The sequence below is a fragment of the Nocardia sp. A7 genome, assembly GCF_046549215.1.
GTDB lineage: Bacteria > Actinomycetota > Actinomycetes > Mycobacteriales > Mycobacteriaceae > Nocardia.
The window spans coordinates 261511-276688 of sequence record NZ_JAJPWE010000002.1 but is presented as its reverse complement, the minus strand read 5'-3'; the positions used below and the strand labels follow the sequence as shown (position 1 = coordinate 276688).

General features: G+C 67.2%; 17 protein-coding genes. 4 read left to right on the top strand and 13 right to left on the bottom strand.

Annotated elements, in window-relative coordinates; all coding sequences use genetic code 11:
* Positions 1-7: 7 nt before the first annotated feature.
* From rpoZ to ACLJPD_RS12690, 4 genes are all read right to left on the bottom strand, one after another.
* Positions 8-286 (bottom strand): DNA-directed RNA polymerase subunit omega, encoded by a 279-nt coding sequence (gene rpoZ / locus ACLJPD_RS12705; RefSeq protein ID WP_056810542.1) that lies wholly within the window; start codon positions 284-286, stop codon positions 8-10.
* Positions 287-313: 27 nt separating this feature from the next.
* Positions 314-898 carry a guanylate kinase gene (gene gmk / locus ACLJPD_RS12700; protein WP_410872244.1) on the bottom strand — a complete coding sequence of 195 codons (585 nt, stop codon included), beginning with the start codon at positions 896-898 and terminating at the stop codon, positions 314-316.
* A 6-nt stretch (positions 899-904) separates the two neighbouring features.
* Entirely contained in the window at positions 905-1225 is a 321-nt protein-coding gene (mihF, locus tag ACLJPD_RS12695; protein ID WP_194825168.1) for an integration host factor, actinobacterial type, read from the bottom strand.
* Positions 1226-1573: 348 nt separating this feature from the next.
* Positions 1574-2164, bottom strand: a complete 591-nt coding sequence (locus tag ACLJPD_RS12690; RefSeq protein WP_410872243.1) for a TetR/AcrR family transcriptional regulator — start codon at positions 2162-2164, stop codon at positions 1574-1576.
* Between the two features lie 30 nt (positions 2165-2194).
* On the opposite strand from ACLJPD_RS12690, the gene ACLJPD_RS12685 reads away from it, so the two are divergent.
* Together ACLJPD_RS12685 and ACLJPD_RS12680 are read left to right on the top strand one after the other, a co-directional pair.
* Positions 2195-2539, top strand: a complete 345-nt coding sequence (locus ACLJPD_RS12685) for a DUF6463 family protein (RefSeq protein WP_410872242.1) — start codon at positions 2195-2197, stop codon at positions 2537-2539.
* Positions 2540-2827: 288 nt separating this feature from the next.
* Positions 2828-3526, top strand: a complete 699-nt coding sequence (locus ACLJPD_RS12680; RefSeq protein ID WP_410872241.1) for a class I SAM-dependent DNA methyltransferase — start codon at positions 2828-2830, stop codon at positions 3524-3526.
* Between the two features lie 50 nt (positions 3527-3576).
* Here ACLJPD_RS12680 and pyrF read toward each other — a convergent pair whose 3' ends face one another.
* From pyrF to pyrR, 7 genes are read right to left on the bottom strand one after another with little or no spacing between them, the layout of a single operon-like run.
* Positions 3577-4398 carry an orotidine-5'-phosphate decarboxylase gene (gene pyrF / locus ACLJPD_RS12675; protein WP_410872240.1) on the bottom strand — a complete coding sequence of 274 codons (822 nt, stop codon included), beginning with the start codon at positions 4396-4398 and terminating at the stop codon, positions 3577-3579.
* A gap of 1 nt (position 4399) precedes the next feature.
* Positions 4400-7762, bottom strand: a complete 3363-nt coding sequence (gene carB, locus ACLJPD_RS12670; RefSeq protein ID WP_410872239.1) for a carbamoyl-phosphate synthase large subunit — start codon at positions 7760-7762, stop codon at positions 4400-4402.
* Positions 7762-8877 carry a glutamine-hydrolyzing carbamoyl-phosphate synthase small subunit gene (gene carA, locus ACLJPD_RS12665; protein ID WP_410872238.1) on the bottom strand — a complete coding sequence of 372 codons (1116 nt, stop codon included), beginning with the start codon at positions 8875-8877 and terminating at the stop codon, positions 7762-7764. The genes carB and carA overlap by 1 nt, the downstream gene beginning before the upstream one ends.
* Positions 8874-9380: a transporter gene (locus tag ACLJPD_RS12660; protein ID WP_410872237.1), complete on the bottom strand. Its 507-nt coding sequence runs from the start codon at positions 9378-9380 to the stop codon at positions 8874-8876. Before ACLJPD_RS12660 ends, carA begins: the two co-directional genes overlap by 4 nt.
* A 12-nt stretch (positions 9381-9392) precedes the next feature.
* A complete protein-coding gene (locus tag ACLJPD_RS12655) occupies positions 9393-10691 on the bottom strand; it encodes a dihydroorotase (RefSeq protein ID WP_410872236.1) in 1299 nt (432 codons plus the stop codon).
* Positions 10688-11641 carry an aspartate carbamoyltransferase catalytic subunit gene (locus ACLJPD_RS12650; protein WP_410872235.1) on the bottom strand — a complete coding sequence of 318 codons (954 nt, stop codon included), beginning with the start codon at positions 11639-11641 and terminating at the stop codon, positions 10688-10690. Before ACLJPD_RS12650 ends, ACLJPD_RS12655 begins: the two co-directional genes overlap by 4 nt.
* On the bottom strand, positions 11638-12270 hold the full coding sequence (gene pyrR / locus ACLJPD_RS12645; protein ID WP_410872234.1) for a bifunctional pyr operon transcriptional regulator/uracil phosphoribosyltransferase PyrR: 633 nt from the start codon (positions 12268-12270) through the stop codon (positions 11638-11640). The genes ACLJPD_RS12650 and pyrR overlap by 4 nt, the downstream gene beginning before the upstream one ends.
* Before the next feature lie 279 nt (positions 12271-12549).
* On the opposite strand from pyrR, the gene ACLJPD_RS12640 reads away from it, so the two are divergent.
* Positions 12550-12894, top strand: a complete 345-nt coding sequence (locus ACLJPD_RS12640) for a GNAT family N-acetyltransferase (protein ID WP_410873392.1) — start codon at positions 12550-12552, stop codon at positions 12892-12894.
* A gap of 198 nt (positions 12895-13092) precedes the next feature.
* Positions 13093-13383 (top strand): hypothetical protein, encoded by a 291-nt coding sequence (locus tag ACLJPD_RS12635; protein WP_194824574.1) that lies wholly within the window; start codon positions 13093-13095, stop codon positions 13381-13383.
* Positions 13384-13428: 45 nt separating this feature from the next.
* Here the strand turns inward: ACLJPD_RS12635 and ACLJPD_RS12630 are convergent, their stop codons facing one another.
* Positions 13429-14340 carry an EamA family transporter gene (locus ACLJPD_RS12630; RefSeq protein WP_410872233.1) on the bottom strand — a complete coding sequence of 304 codons (912 nt, stop codon included), beginning with the start codon at positions 14338-14340 and terminating at the stop codon, positions 13429-13431.
* Positions 14341-14427: 87 nt separating this feature from the next.
* Entirely contained in the window at positions 14428-15063 is a 636-nt protein-coding gene (locus ACLJPD_RS12625) for a LysE family translocator (RefSeq protein ID WP_410872232.1), read from the bottom strand.
* Positions 15064-15178 lie beyond the last annotated feature (115 nt).

Genomic DNA, 15178 nt, shown 5'->3' with positions numbered 1-15178 from the left:
GAGATTGTCACTCGCCCTCGGTGTGTTCGAGCAGGTCGGAGTGAATTTCGCGCATGGCGACCGACAGCGGCTTCTCCTGCAGACCCGGCTCGACGAGCGGGCCGACGTACTCGAGGATGCCGTCACCGAGCTGGTTGTAGTAATCGTTGATCTGGCGGGCGCGCTTGGCCGCGTAGATCACCAGGGCGTACTTGGAGGACGTGCGCTCGAGCAGCTCGTCGATCGGGGGGTTGGTGAGGCCGATCGGGGTGTCGTACGCGGGTACTGCGGTGATGTCTGTACTCACTAGGAGTGGCTCCTGCGGGTTAGTGGGTCAAGAACTCGAATTTGTGCTAACGAACAACGATACCAACTGCTCACAAGCAGTAGTCACCTCGCTGTTCACGATGACCGTGTCGAACTCGTCACGGGCCGCCAATTCGACCCGGGCGGTCTGGAGCCTGCGCTCGATCACCTCGGGTGTCTCGGTGCCGCGCGAGCGCAACCGCGAGACCAGTTCTTCCCAGCTCGGCGGCGCGAGAAACACCAGAAGTGCCTCCGGCATCGCCTGCCGGACCGACCGTGCACCGGCCAGGTCGACTTCGATCAGTACTGAAAGTCCACTCGCCAATGCCGTTCGCACCGGGGCGGCGGGGGTGCCCGATCGCTGCAACCCCCCATGGATGTCTGCCCATTCGAGTAGTTCGTCCGCCGCGATCATCGCGTCGAAGTCTGCTCGGGAAACAAACCGGTAGTCGCGACCGTCGACCTCGCCGGGACGGGGGTCCCGGGTGGTGGCCGACACACTGAAAACCAGTTCGGGCAGGCGTTCCCGCACGCACCGCACGACCGTGGATTTACCCACGGCCGAGGGGCCGACCAGTACTACCAGCCGGCCCTTCCGCGTGTTTTTGTCCACCAGAATTTAGGCGTCGAAGTCGAAGCGGGTGAGCAGCGCGGCGCGCTGCCGGGCACCGAGACCACGGAGACGACGCGTAGGCGCGATCTCCAGCTCGGTCATGATCTCCGCCGCCTTGACCTTGCCCACCTTCGGCAGAGCCTCGAGCAGCGCAGAAACCTTCATCTTGCCGAGAATCTCATCGGACTCGGCGTCGGTGAGGACCTGCTTCAAGTTCGTTCCACCACTCTTCAGGCGCGACTTGAGCTCTGCCCGAGCGCGGCGAGCGGCAGCCGCCTTCTCCAGAGCAGCGGCGCGCTGCTCATCGGTCAGCTGGGGAAGGGCCACGGGTTCCTCCGTCTCATCGTTCATTGCCAGATCTACCGCCGGTTACCCGGACGGTCTGTGCGACCGTACCCACGGTGCGCGCCGATTGCGAACCCGACCCCCAGGTCAGGGCAGGATTACGGATGCCGTATGGCGCGCGCGGACACGATGCGGTGACGGCTGATTCTTCCCCCACGATCGTACCGCCGAATTCCTAAAATGCATCCCCACCTGCGGTTATACCGATATGGGCGATGATAGCCACCGGGTAGCGTGAGGGCCCGGTGCCACCCTGGCAAACCCGGTGGTGCGCGACCAGCGGATTTCCTGAAAATGCCCGCGTGTCGTCCGATTTCGCACAGCGTGTCGTCACGATCGCGTCCGAAACTCGTCGAGAACCGCACCCGAGGCGGTCGCCACGACCTCGTCGATCCAGTCCGGAATCGGGGCCGCGCGAGCGATGTAATCGCGGACCAGACCGTACGGAATCGCCTTCACCGCGGCGCCGGCGATGGCCAGCGACCGATCCTCGGCGGACCCGAATTCGGCCAGGACGGCAGTCAGCAGCGCAGCGTTCATCTCATCGTTGACGCAGGCGATCGCGGCCCGCAGATCCGCGGAGCCGACCTCGAGCAGTTCGTCGCGGTGGAACATCTTCATCGCCCGCGCCTCGGTCGGGTGCGCGCGGCAGTAGCGCGGCAGAAACGTGGCGGCGGCCAGCAGTGGCGCGGGACCTGTCAATGCCGCGATGAAGCCCTCGTGGAAGCGCTGGATCGACCGCAACCACAGACGGGCGAGTAGTTCGTCACGTGAGGCGAAACGCACATAGATCGACCCGGAGTGGACACCGGCGGCCGTGCCGATCGCCGTGATGGCCGGGCGGGTGATCGCCGGGTCGACCAGCAGGTCGCGGGCCGCGTCGAGCACCTGATCGTCGGTGAAAAGGCGGGGTCTTGCCACCGACTCAGCCTAGTGGCACAGTTTATGAATATGGATTCAAAAACAAGATTTCCGCTCGCGGGCGCGCTGCTGATCGTCATCGGGACCGTGCACACCGCACTCGGCGTCGCCCTGTTCATCGCCGATGATCAAGACGTGCAGCTCTCGTTCTGGTTCACCGAGTTCGGTGTGCTCGCTGTCGGTTTCGGTATCGCGATGATCGCGCTGGAGCGCGCACTGGGACACCTGCCCGGCTCGGTGCTGCTCGCACTCGGCGCGGCCACGGTGTTCGGACTGGCGTTCATGCCACTGTCGGGGTTCCTGACGGTGCTGCTGCCCCTCGGAATCGGCGCGCTCGGCTGGTGGCGGGCCAGGAACGAGCGGGTCACGACTTGAGAGCACCTCGAGTCATCCGCCGAAGAAGACCGAATGCTTCCTGGCGTCGAAAGGTATGCGCCAGAAACTGTTTCGGGCCACCGCAGTCGTGGCGGGCACCGCACTGACGGCCACGGTGGTGGCCGCTATGGTCCTCGTGACGGCGCGGACTGGCAGGTGACAACACATGGGCCCGTAGTCTCGCCTCAGTCCGTCACCAGCTCACGATCAGGGACCGCGCCGCTGTCGTCACTGTCGACCGGCGAAAACAGGTTTCGCATCCCGCGGGCCGCCGGAATACTCGGCGCAATGGAGTTCAGCGATTTCGACACACGCGGATACCGCACCGTGGATGTGCGCACCGGCTACGGCGCGTGGGTCGCCGATTACGAGCAGACCGTCGAGGACGCGATGGACATCGCGCTGCTGGAACGTCTCCGGGTGCCGTTGTGGGATGGGGTGACCCGGGCCGTCGACCTCGGTTGTGGCACGGGCCGGACCGGACAGTGGTTGCGGGGCAAGGGAGTCGCGACCATCGACGGGGTCGATCTGACGCCGGAGATGCTCGCCGTCGCGCAGCGCCGTGGCGCCCACGACCGACTCGTCGAGGCCGATGTCGCGGCCACCGGTCTCCCCGATTCGGCCTACGACCTCGTCATCTCCTCGCTGGTCGACGAGCACCTCGACGATCTGCGACCGCTGTACCGGGAGGCGTGGCGGCTGGCCACGCCCGACGCCGTCTTCGCCCTGGTCACCTTCCACCCGCACTTCATCATGACCTCGGGCATGCCGACGCACTACACCGACGACGCCGGTGAATCGGTGGCCATCACCACCAACGTCCACCTCATCAGCGACCACGTCACAGCGGCACTGGACACCGGTTGGCGGCTGGTCGAGTTGCACGAGCGCGTCATCGATGACGAATGGGTTGCGCTGAAGCCGAAGTGGGAGCGTTTCCGCCATCACCCGATCTCGGCCGCGTATGTGTGGCGCAAGGACGGCTGAACGGCAACGGAGCCGCAGTGGCATGCCACTGCGGCTCCGTCACGACAAGCTCATGCCTGCAGGAACGCGAATGCTTCCTGCAGCTGCGCCGTCTTGTCGCAGAGCGCGGTTACCGACGGGCCCACGTTGAGAACCTCGCGGGACGCCGCGGGCACGACACCGGCCAGGCTCGCCTCGGGAACCAGGGCGCGGATGGAGTCCGCTCCCCCGCCTTGGGCACCAACACCCGGCATCAGGATCGGGCCGTTGAGGGCCGAGAGATCCGGCGCCTCGGTGAGTGTCGCGCCGACGACCACGCCGACCGAACCGAAACCGGGTCCGGCGTTGCGGGCCGCGGCCTCGTCGACCATCGTCTGCGCGATCGTGCGCCCATCGGCTGCGGTGATCCGTTGCAGCTGCGCCCCTTCGGGATTCGAGGTCGCCGCGAGCACGAACACACCGCGGTGGTTGGTCTCGGCCAAGCCCAGAGCCGGATCGAGCGATCCGAAACCGAGGTAGGGCGAAACCGTCACAGCGTCCGAACCCAGAGGCCCGTCGCCGAGCCAGGCGTGCGCGTAGGCATCCATCGTGGAGCCGATGTCGCCGCGCTTGGCATCGGCCAGCACCATCGTGCCCGAGGCCCGCAGCACCGAGATGGTGCGCTCGAGCACCGCGATGCCGCCGGAACCGTAGGTCTCGAAGAACGCGACCTGCGGCTTCACCAGGGCGACGCGACCGTCGAAGGCCTCGACACAGATCTCGGCGAAAGCCTCGAGCCCGTCGACGTCTTCGGTGAGCCCCCACGCCCGCAACAGGGCGGGGTGGGGGTCGATGCCGACGCACACGGGTCCGAACTGGCGCATGGCGTCCTGCAACCGATGACCGAATGTCATGTCAGCCACGCAGTTTCGAGTGCAGTTCCTGCAGCGAGCGCACCCCGATGCCACCGTTGATGCCTGCCTCGATGCCCTGTACCGCCGCGGCAGCACCCTGCACCGTGGTGATGCACGGGATGTTCGCGCCCACCGCGGCGGTGCGGATCTCGTAGCCGTCCACGCGGGGGCCCGAGTTGCCGTAGGGGGTGTTGAACACGATGTCGATCTCGCCGTCGCGGATCTGCTCCACGATCGAGGCCTCCGGCATCCCGGTGACCGGATCGGTGGCTTCCGGATCGGAGTGCTTGCGCGCCTGCTCGCACGGAATGCCGTTGCGGCGCAAGGTTTCCGCGGTGCCCTCGGTGGCGAGGATCCGGAAGCCCAGGTCGTGCAGGCGCTTGATCGGGAACACCATGGCGCGCTTGTCGCGGTTGGCGATCGAGACGAACACGGTGCCCTCGGTCGGCAGGGAGCCGTAGGCGGCGGCCTGGCTCTTGGCGAACGCGGTGCCGAAGTCGGCGTCGATGCCCATGACCTCGCCGGTGGACTTCATCTCCGGGGAGAGCAACGAGTCGATGCCGGAACCGTCGGCGCGACGGAACCGGTGGAAGGGCAGCACGGCTTCCTTCACCGCGACCGGCGCGTCCAGTGGCACGTGGCCGCCGTCGCCCTCGGGCGGCAGCATGCCTTCCTTGCGCAGGTCGGCGATGGTGGCGCCGAGCATCACCCGCGCGCAGGCCTTCGCCAGCGGCACGGCGGTCGCCTTGGAGACGAACGGAACCGTCCGGCTCGCCCGGGGATTGGCTTCCAGGACGTAGAGCACGTCGTCCTTGAGGGCGTACTGCACATTGAGCAGACCCTTGACGCCGATACCCTTGGCCAGCGCGATGGTGGAGCGACGCACGGCCTCGATGTCGCTGCGGCCCAACGTGATCGGGGGCAGCGCGCACGCGGAGTCACCGGAGTGGATACCGGCTTCCTCGATGTGCTCCATCACGCCGCCGAGGTAGACCTCCTCGCCGTCGCACAGGGCGTCGACGTCGATCTCGATGGCGTCTTCCAGGAAGCGGTCCACCAGCACCGGGTGATCCGGGTTCAGTTCGGTGGCACGGGAGATGTAGCCCTCGAGCGACTGTTCGTCGTAGACGATCTCCATGCCGCGCCCGCCCAGCACGTAGGACGGGCGGACCAGCACCGGGTAACCGATCTCGTTCGCGATCTTCTTCGCCTGAGCCACCGTGGTGGCGGTGCCGTACTTGGGCGCGGGCAGTCCGGCGGCGATGAGCACGTCACCGAATTCGCCACGGTCCTCGGCCAGGTCGATCGCGGCCGCGGAGGTACCGACCACCGGCACGCCCGCGTCGGTGAGCCGCTGCGCCAGACCCAGCGGAGTCTGTCCGCCGAGCTGCACGATCACACCGGCCACGGTGCCCGACTCGGCTTCTGCGTTGTACACCTCGAGGACGTCCTCGAAGGTGAGCGGCTCGAAGTAGAGGCGATCGGCGGTGTCGTAGTCGGTGGAGACGGTCTCGGGGTTGCAGTTGACCATCACCGTCTCGTACCCGGCGGCCGACAGGGTCTGTGCCGCGTGCACACACGAGTAGTCGAACTCGATGCCCTGACCGATGCGGTTCGGGCCCGAACCCAGGATGATGACCTTCTCGCGCTCACGCTGCGGCGCGACCTCGGACTCCGCACCGGGGTCGAGCTCGTAGGTGCTGTAGTGGTACGGGGTCTTGGCCTCGAACTCGGCGGCGCAGGTGTCGACGGTCTTGTAGACCGGACGCACCGCGAGACGGTGACGCAGCGTGCGCACGCCTGCCTCGCCCGCGAGCTCGGGGCGCAGCGCCGCCAGCTGACGGTCCGACAGGCCGTAGTGCTTGGCGCGACGCAGCAACTCCTCGTCGAGCACGGGCGCGTCGAGGACTTCGGTACGCAGCTCGACCAAGCCGAGTACCTCGGCGACGAACCAGGGGTCGACACCCGAGGCCAGGGCCACCTCTTCGATGCTCGCGCCGTAGCGCAGTGCCCGTTCGACCTGGTAGATGCGACCTTCGGTCGGCACGCGCAGATCGGCGAGGACCGCCTCGATCGCTTCGCGCGCCGACGCCGGGTCGTTCGCATCCGCCGGCGCCCACTGGCCGTCGTCGGTGGTCCAGAAGCTGGTGGCCTTGGTCTCGAGCGAGCGCAGCACCTTGCCGAGGGCCTCGGAGAAGTTGCGGCCCATCGACATCGCCTCACCCACCGACTTCATGGTGGTGGTCAGCGTGGCGTCGGCGCCGGGGAACTTCTCGAACGCGAACCGCGGGGCCTTCACGACGACGTAGTCGAGGGTGGGCTCGAACGATGCCGGGGTCTCGCCGGTGATGTCGTTGACGATCTCGTCGAGGGTGTAGCCGATGGCCAGCTTGGCGGCGATCTTGGCGATCGGGAACCCCGTCGCCTTCGACGCCAGCGCCGAGGAACGCGAGACGCGCGGGTTCATCTCGATGACGATCAGGCGACCGTCCTTGGGATCGACCGCGAACTGGATGTTGCAGCCGCCAGTGTCGACGCCCACCTCGCGCAGGATCGCGATGCCGAGATCGCGCATCTTCTGGTACTCGCGGTCGGTGAGGGTCATCGCGGGGGCGACGGTCACCGAGTCACCGGTGTGCACACCCATCGGGTCGACGTTCTCGATCGAGCAGACGATGACCACATTGTCGTTGCGGTCGCGCATGAGCTCGAGTTCGAACTCCTTCCAGCCGAGGATGGACTCCTCGATCAGGACGTTCGCGGTCGGCGAGGCGGACAGGCCGCCACCGGCGATGCGGTCGAGGTCTGCCTCGTTGTAGGCCATGCCCGAGCCGAGCCCGCCCATGGTGAACGAGGGACGCACGACCACCGGGTAACCGAGGTCGGCCACGGTCTCGCGGACCTCGTCCATGGTGTAACAGACCGCGCTGCGGGCACTCTCGCCACCGACCTTGGCGACGATGTCCTTGAACTTCTGCCGGTCCTCACCGCGCTGGATGGCGTCGAAGTCGGCGCCGATCAGCTCCACGTTGTACTTCTGCAGTACACCGTTCTCGTGCAGCGCGACCGCGGTGTTGAGCGCGGTCTGCCCACCGAGGGTGGCCAGGATCGCGTCGGGGCGTTCCTTCTCGATGACCTTCTCGACGAACTCCGGGGTGATCGGCTCGACGTAGGTGGCGTCGGCGAACTCCGGGTCGGTCATGATGGTCGCCGGGTTGGAGTTCACCAGCGACACGCGCAGTCCCTCGGACCGCAGCACCCGGCACGCCTGGGTACCGGAGTAGTCGAATTCGCACGCCTGGCCGATCACGATCGGGCCAGAGCCGATCACCAGGATGTGCTTCAGATCCTCGCGGCGAGGCATCAGGCTCCTTCCATGAGACCGGCGAAACGGTCGAACAGGTATGCGGCGTCGTGCGGGCCAGCGGCGGCCTCGGGGTGGTACTGCACCGAGAAGGCGCGGCCGTCGATCAGCCGGACCCCTTCGACGGTGCCGTCGTTGGCGCAGATATGGGAGACCTCGGCCTTGCCGAACGGGGTGTCGAACACCTCACCGCGCTCGCCCTCGAGGGCGAAGCCGTGGTTCTGGGCGGTGATGGACACGCGACCCGTGCCCTCTTCGATCACCGGGATGTTGATGCCGCGGTGGCCGAACTTCATCTTGTAGGTGCTGCGGCCCAGTGCCCGGCCCAGGATCTGGTTGCCGAAGCAGATGCCGAACAGCGGGATCCCACGCTCGAGCACACCCTGGGTGAGCGCGATCGCTCCGGTCTGAGTGGCCGGGTCGCCGGGGCCGTTCGATAGGAACACGCCGTTGGGGTTCAGCGCGAGGATGTCGTCGAGGGAGGTCTTCGACGGCACCACATGCGTGCGCACGCCACGCTCGGCGAACATGCGCGGGGTGTTGGTCTTGATGCCCAGGTCGACCGCGACCACGGTGAACTTGTGGTCGCCCACCGGTTCGATCGTGTACATCGCGTCGGTGCTGACCTCTTCGGCGAGATCGGCGCCGAGCATCGAGGCCTGGCCGTTGACCCGCGCGAGGAGTTCCTCGTCGGTGGCCAGCGCGGCACCGGAGAAGATGCCCGCCTTCATCGAACCCCGGCTGCGCAGGTGGCGGACGACCGCGCGGGTGTCGATGCCGGCGATGCCGACCACGTCCTGGCGCTCGAGCTCGTCGGTCAGCGTGCCGGTGGCACGCCAGTTGGAGGAGACCCGCGAGGGGTCGCGCACGGCGTACCCGGCGACCCAGATCTTCCCGGATTCGTCGTCCTCGTCGTTCCAGCCGGTGTTGCCGATCTGCGGGGCCGTGGCCACCACGATCTGGCGGGCGTAACTGGGGTCGGTCAGGGTTTCCTGGTACCCGGTCATCGCCGTGCAGAACACGGCCTCACCGAGTGTCTGGCCCTGCGCGCCGAAGGCGGTTCCGCGGAATACGCGGCCGTCCTCGAACACCAAGGCTGCTTGTGCCTTCGTCATTCATCGTCTCCCGTCGTCACCCTGGTCGCATCCGCAATCCATGCCGGGTACACCGTTTTGTCGTCGCCCCGGAAACCGGTATCGATCTCGGTTCCGGTCGGCAGTGTCCAGCGAATCACCAGCACACCGCCTTCTGTCATCACTTTGCCCGCGTGTCCGCGCTCGGTGCGCACGGCCGTCACCGATTCCTGCGGAATCCAGATCACCGTGGCGCCGTCGCGTTCGAGCAGAATTCCGCGTTCGAACCGCGTCAGTTCGGCGGTCGCCCGAAATCCCAGGTCACCGACCGCGATCCGGTCCTGCCAGCTGGGCGCGATGGTGCTGCCCAGGTACATACCGGTGGTCGGTTCCAGTAGTTGTGCGCCCAGTTCGGTCGGCACCGTCGGCAGTTCACCGATGCGTGCCTGCTGCCGCGTGGCCTTCTTCTGCCAAGCCCGGTACATCAACCACAGGCACAGAACGAAAAAAGCCAGCAGCCCGACAATCCACAGCGTTCTTTCCACTTCCTGGCCTCCCTAGATCCCGACCGCCTTGCCCTCGCGGGCAGTTACCCGGCCACGCAGCACGGTGGCTGTGACCTCGGCCGGGAACGTCATGTCCTCGAACGGTGTGTTGTTCGAGATGCTCGCCAGTTCGGCGCCGCGCACCGTCCACTCGGCGTCGGGGTCGATCAGCGTGAGGTTGGCGGGCTCGCCGACCGCGATCGGGCGGCCGTGGTCGTCGAGTCCGACGATCGCGGCGGGCTTCTCGCTCATCACCTTCGCGACGCCACGCCAGTCGAGCAGGCCGGGCTGGACCATCGTCTGCACGATGATCGACAGCGCCGTCTCCAGGCCGAGCATGCCGGGACGGGCGGCGGCGAATTCGCAGCACTTGTCCTGTTCGGCGTGCGGGGCGTGGTCGGTGGCGACACAGTCGATGACACCGTCGGCCAGTGCCTGGCGCAGGGCGGTCACGTCGGTGGACTCGCGCAGCGGCGGGTTCACCTTGTTGATCGCGTCGTAGGTCTCCAGGCGCGAGTCGTCGAGGAGCAGGTGATGCGGGGTGACCTCGGCGGTGATCGAAATCCCCTGGGACTTGGCCCATTTCACGAGTTCGACGGTGCCGGCGGTCGAGGCGTGGCAGATGTGCACGCGGGCGTTCGCGTCGCGAGCCAGCAGTGCGTCCCGCGCGACGATCGACTCCTCGGCGGCGCGGGGCCAGCCGTGCAGGCCGAGGCGCGCGGCATTGGGGCCCTCGTGTGCGATGGCGCCCTTGGTCAGGCGCGGCTCTTCGGCGTGCTGGGCGATGAGCACGCCGAGGGAGTTCGCGTATTCGAGGGCGCGACGCATGATCAGCGGGTCGTCGACGCAGAACCCGTCGTCGGAGAACATCCTGACCTGGCCGACACCCGCGGCCATGGTGCCCATCTCGGCGAGCTGCTTGCCCTGCAGTCCGACGGTGACGGCACCGACCGGGAACACGTCGACGAGGCCGACTTCCTGGCCGCGGCGCCACACGTGGTCGGTGATGACCACCGAGTCCGCGACCGGGCTGGTGTTGGCCATCGCGAACACCGCGGTGTAACCGCCCAGTGCCGCTGCGGCGGAACCGGTTTCGATGGTCTCGGTATCTTCGCGGCCGGGCTCGCGCAGGTGCGTGTGCAGGTCGACGAAGCCGGGCAGCAGGATCTGGCCGTTGCCCTCGATCACCTCGGCGTCGTCGGAAGCCGTGAGGTCCGTGCCGATGTCGGCGATGATGGTGCCGCGCACCAGGACGTCGACGGGGTCGCCTTCGCCGTAGGGTTTGACGTTCTTGATCAGCAGCTCACTCATACCGTTTCCTCCTGACCCACGAGCAGCCGGAACAACACGGCCATCCGCATGTGCACTCCGTTCGAGACCTGCTGCAGCACAGCCGATTTCGGTGAATCGGCGACCGCGGAGGCGATTTCCATGCCGCGCAGCATCGGTCCGGGGTGCAGGACCACCGCGTCGTCGCCGAGCAGCGCGAGCCTGCGCTCGGACAGTCCGTAGCTGATCGAGTACTCGCGGGCCGACGGGAAGAACCCGCCGTTCATCCGCTCCGCCTGCACGCGCAGCATCATCACCGCGTCGGCACCGGGCAGTTCGGCATCGAGCGAGCTCGAGACCCGGCAGGGCCAGGCCTCCACACCGACCGGCAGCAGGGTGCGCGGCGCGACCAGCACCACTTCGGCACCGAGCGTGTTGAGCAGGGAGACATTGGAGCGGGCGACCCGGCTGTGCAGGATGTCGCCGACCAGCACGATCCGCTTGCCCTCGATGTCGCCGAGGCGCTGACGCAGGGTGAGTGCGTCGAGCAGGGCCTGGGTGGGGTGCTGGTGGGTGCCGTCGCCCGCGTTGATGATCGAGGGGGCGACGCGGTTCTCCTCGCGGGCCCACTGCTCCATCCAGCGCGCGATCTGATGCGCGGCACCCGAAGCCGGATGGCGCACGATCAGCGCGTCGGCACCTGCCGCGTGCAGGGTGAGCGCGGTGTCGCGCAGCGATTCACCTTTGGAGACAGAGGAACTCGACGCGCTCACGTTGATCACATCGGCGCTCATCCACTTGCCCGCGACCTCGAAGGAGACGCGGGTGCGCGTGGAGTTCTCGTAGAACACCGTCATCACGGTGCGACCTCGCAGGGTCGGCAGCTTCTTCACCTCGCGGCCGAGCAGGGCCTGTTCGAAGCGTTCGGCTTCGTCGAGGAGTTCGGTGGCGGTGCCGCGATCCAGGTCGGCGACCGTCAGCAAATGCTTCACTCTTGCCCCTCCTGATGCAGATACACGCCGTCACGACCGTCGTGCTCGACCATCAGCACCGAGATGTCCTCGGCGCGCGAGGTCGGCACGTTCTTGCCCACGTAGTCGGCGCGGATCGGCAGCTCACGGTGGCCGCGGTCGATGAGCACCGCCAGTTGCACGGCGCGGGGGCGGCCGAGGTCGCGCAGGCCGTCGAGGGCGGAGCGGACCGTGCGGCCGGAGAACAGCACGTCGTCGACGAGCACGACCAGGGAGTTCTCGATGCCGCCGTCGGGTACCGAGGTGCGCTCGAGCGGGCGGTGCGGGCGACTGCGCAGGTCGTCGCGGTAGAGCGTGATGTCGAGCGAGCCGAGCGCGGGACGCACACCGGAGAATTCCTCGATCTTGTCCGCCAGCCGATTCGCCAGGGTGGTGCCGCGAGTCGGGATTCCCATGAGAACCACCCGCGGTGCGTCGGCGTCGCCGGAATCCAGGGCGGTCTTCTCGATGATCTGGTGCGCGATCCGCGCTACGGTCCTTGTCACATCCGATGGCGACAACAGCTCGCGTCCGGCTGCCACCCACTCCGGGGTGTGCCGCTGCGATGTTTCACTCGCGCCGGTTCTGGCCGCCCGTTCGGGCACAGCCATGCCGACCTCCTTCCCCGCCTCACCGGACGGTCCGTTAAAGGATGCCTAACTCGCCCGTCAGCCTATCAGCGCCCCAACCCCCCTTTGACCAGGTAGGCCCACCTGTGAGCGCGACCACGAACCACCAGCGAACGACCGCCGCCGTGTCGGTGCTCACACCCACGCCGAAAGTGCAGCGAGCGCAGATGTTTCACCGCCACTGAGCCCCCCGGCGACCGCCCGATGTGAGCGGGTCCGTGATCGCATTCACGTCGCCGGAACGACCTCGACAACTGCGGAATCTTCATCACCGGAGGCGAGGTGGCGGGCGGTATCGGACTCCACGACAGGATCGGACCCGCCGCCATGGAGATCGGGTACTGGTGCCATATCGCGCATACCGGGCGGGGAATCATCACGCGCGCCGCCCATGCGCTGACCGCCGCCGCGTTCGCCCTTCCCCACCTCGGTCGCGTCGAAATCCATTGCGACGCAGCCAATGTCCGCAGTGCGGCAGTTCCCCGGCGGCTCGGTTACGTACTGGTCAGCACTGCCGCACGCCCGCGCACCGCGCCCGCCGACTCCGGGATCGGCATGGTCTGGGCGACGACCGTCGGCCGCCCGTCGCCACTGCGAACCGGCTGAGGCGGTTGCTTGTCGCTCGATGACCCACGAACTAGACTGTGACGCGCGCCACATGACGACGGCGGATTCGCACCGCCGCCCGGAGCAATCGTGATCCGATCGGAGCGCCGGGTCACGTGTTCGATCGCGACCCCCCGCTCGTCGGGCCGGGCCGGAAGTCACTCCAACTCCGCTCGACCGCGCAAGGAGATGACCGCCATGACGGTTGCCGTCGAACTCGAATTCACCGGCTCGACTCTCGAACAGTACGACCAGGCCCTCGCGAAGATGGGCTTCAAGCACGGCGGCTCCGGCGGTCCCGGACTCCTGTTCCATCTGGCCAGGAAGACCGACACCGGATTCCACGTCACCGACGTCTGGGAGTCCGCCGAGCAATTCCAGAGCTTCGCCGAATCCACCCTCGGCCCCGTTGGCATGGAAGTGGGCATGCCCAACCAGCCCACCATCGAAGTCCACGAAATCTACAACTACCTTGCCCAGGGCAACTGACTCGCTCCACCGCCCAACCACCTCGAACGTGACCGGGTCGACCGGTCACAGTGGCGCGGGCGGTTCCGGCGCGGCCTGACGGGTGGGGAGCGCGCTGATCGTCAATGCCAGCATGACCAGTGCGATGCCTGCGAGTTCGAGTGCCGTCGGCCGTTGCGCGAGGGCGATCGCGCCGACGACGGCCGCGGTCGCCGGGAGCAGAGCGAGCAGCAGGGCGAAACGCGCACGACCCACCGCGGTCAGCACCACCTGATCCAACGCGTACGGCACCGCGCTCGACAGCACGCCGACACCGAGACCGAGCAGCCAGGTGCGCGGGTCGGCGAACACCGCGGCGTCGATCGCCAACTGCGGAATCAGCACGAACGGCGCCAGCAATACTGCCGCGGCAGCCATCCCGACAGCGAGGGAATCCTGGCCGTCACCGGTGTCGGCGACGCGCTTGCCGACCAGGATGTAAGCCGCCCACAGGACGGCCGAGGCGAGCGCGAAACCCACACCGACCGGCTCGACATCGAGTTGCACACCGGCCAGCAACACCACCCCGACCGACACCAGTGCCACGGCGATCAGGTCGCGCGCCCGTCGTGAGCCCATCGTGGCGACGGCGACCGGACCGAGGAATTCGATGGCGACAGCGGTGCCGAGCGGGATACGCGCGATGGCCTCGTAGAACACGATATTCATCGACACGGTGACGATCCCGAAACCCGCGGCCGTCGCGATGCCTCGCCGCGTCCAGCGGGTCCGCCACGGACGCCGCCACGCCAGCAACGCCACTCCCGCCGCAGCGGCGCGCAACCAGGCGACGGTGGCCGGTTCGGTGGTGTCGAACAGGAATACACCCAGTGCCGCGCCCACATATTGCGAGGTCGCCGCGACTATGAACACCATCGGCACCGACCAACCGGGTAGCGCGCGCGTCGCCGACCGTTCGACCGTCGAGATCGAATTCATCCCAGGAGTAATCCACAGCCGGGCACGGATTTCAACGCGCACCGGCCCGAGATCCAATGATCCTGAGTCGGCATCGCCCGATATCAGTCAGTTGGTACCGGTCAGCGCCATACCCGCCCCGACTCCGATGATCATCAGCCCGCCTGTGCTGCCGACGGTTTCGAGCCGACGCGGAGAACGCGCGAACCACGACCGCGCCGTCGCCGCAAGCAACGCCCAACAACCATCCGACAGCGCTTGGATCGTCAGGAAGATCGCGCCCAGGATGAGCAATTGTGCGGGCAGCGCACCGTCGGCCGGAACCGCGAACTGCGGAAGGACCGCGGCGAAGAAGACGATCGTCTTGGGGTTGGTGGCACCGACGATGAATCCCTGCCCGAGCACCCGGCTTCCACCGACACCCGGAGCATCGGATTGCAAAGCCGCCGCCAGCTCCTTGCGCTGCCGGATCGTCGCGATGCCCAGATAGATCAGGTACCCGGCTCCGACAACCTTCACGATCAGGAACAACGTCGCCGAGGCCATCAAGACCGCCCCGAGGCCCAACGACACCGCGACCAACGGTACGAACGATCCGGCGACAGCGCCCGCGACCGACAGAACAGCGGACCGGCGCCCCAGCGTCAATGCTCGCCCGATCGCGAACAGCACGTTCGGGCCTGGAATCACAATGATGACCAGGGAGGCGAACGCGAAGGCCACGGCATGTGACAGCGGAACCATCTGTCGGAGCGTAGCTGCTGTCGACCGCGCCTCCGCGCCCATTACCGGAAGTACGCGTAGTCCCGCACTCAGTGGAATCCGCGGCCGCGCAAGGAGAAGAGGTTCTAGGAGCTGC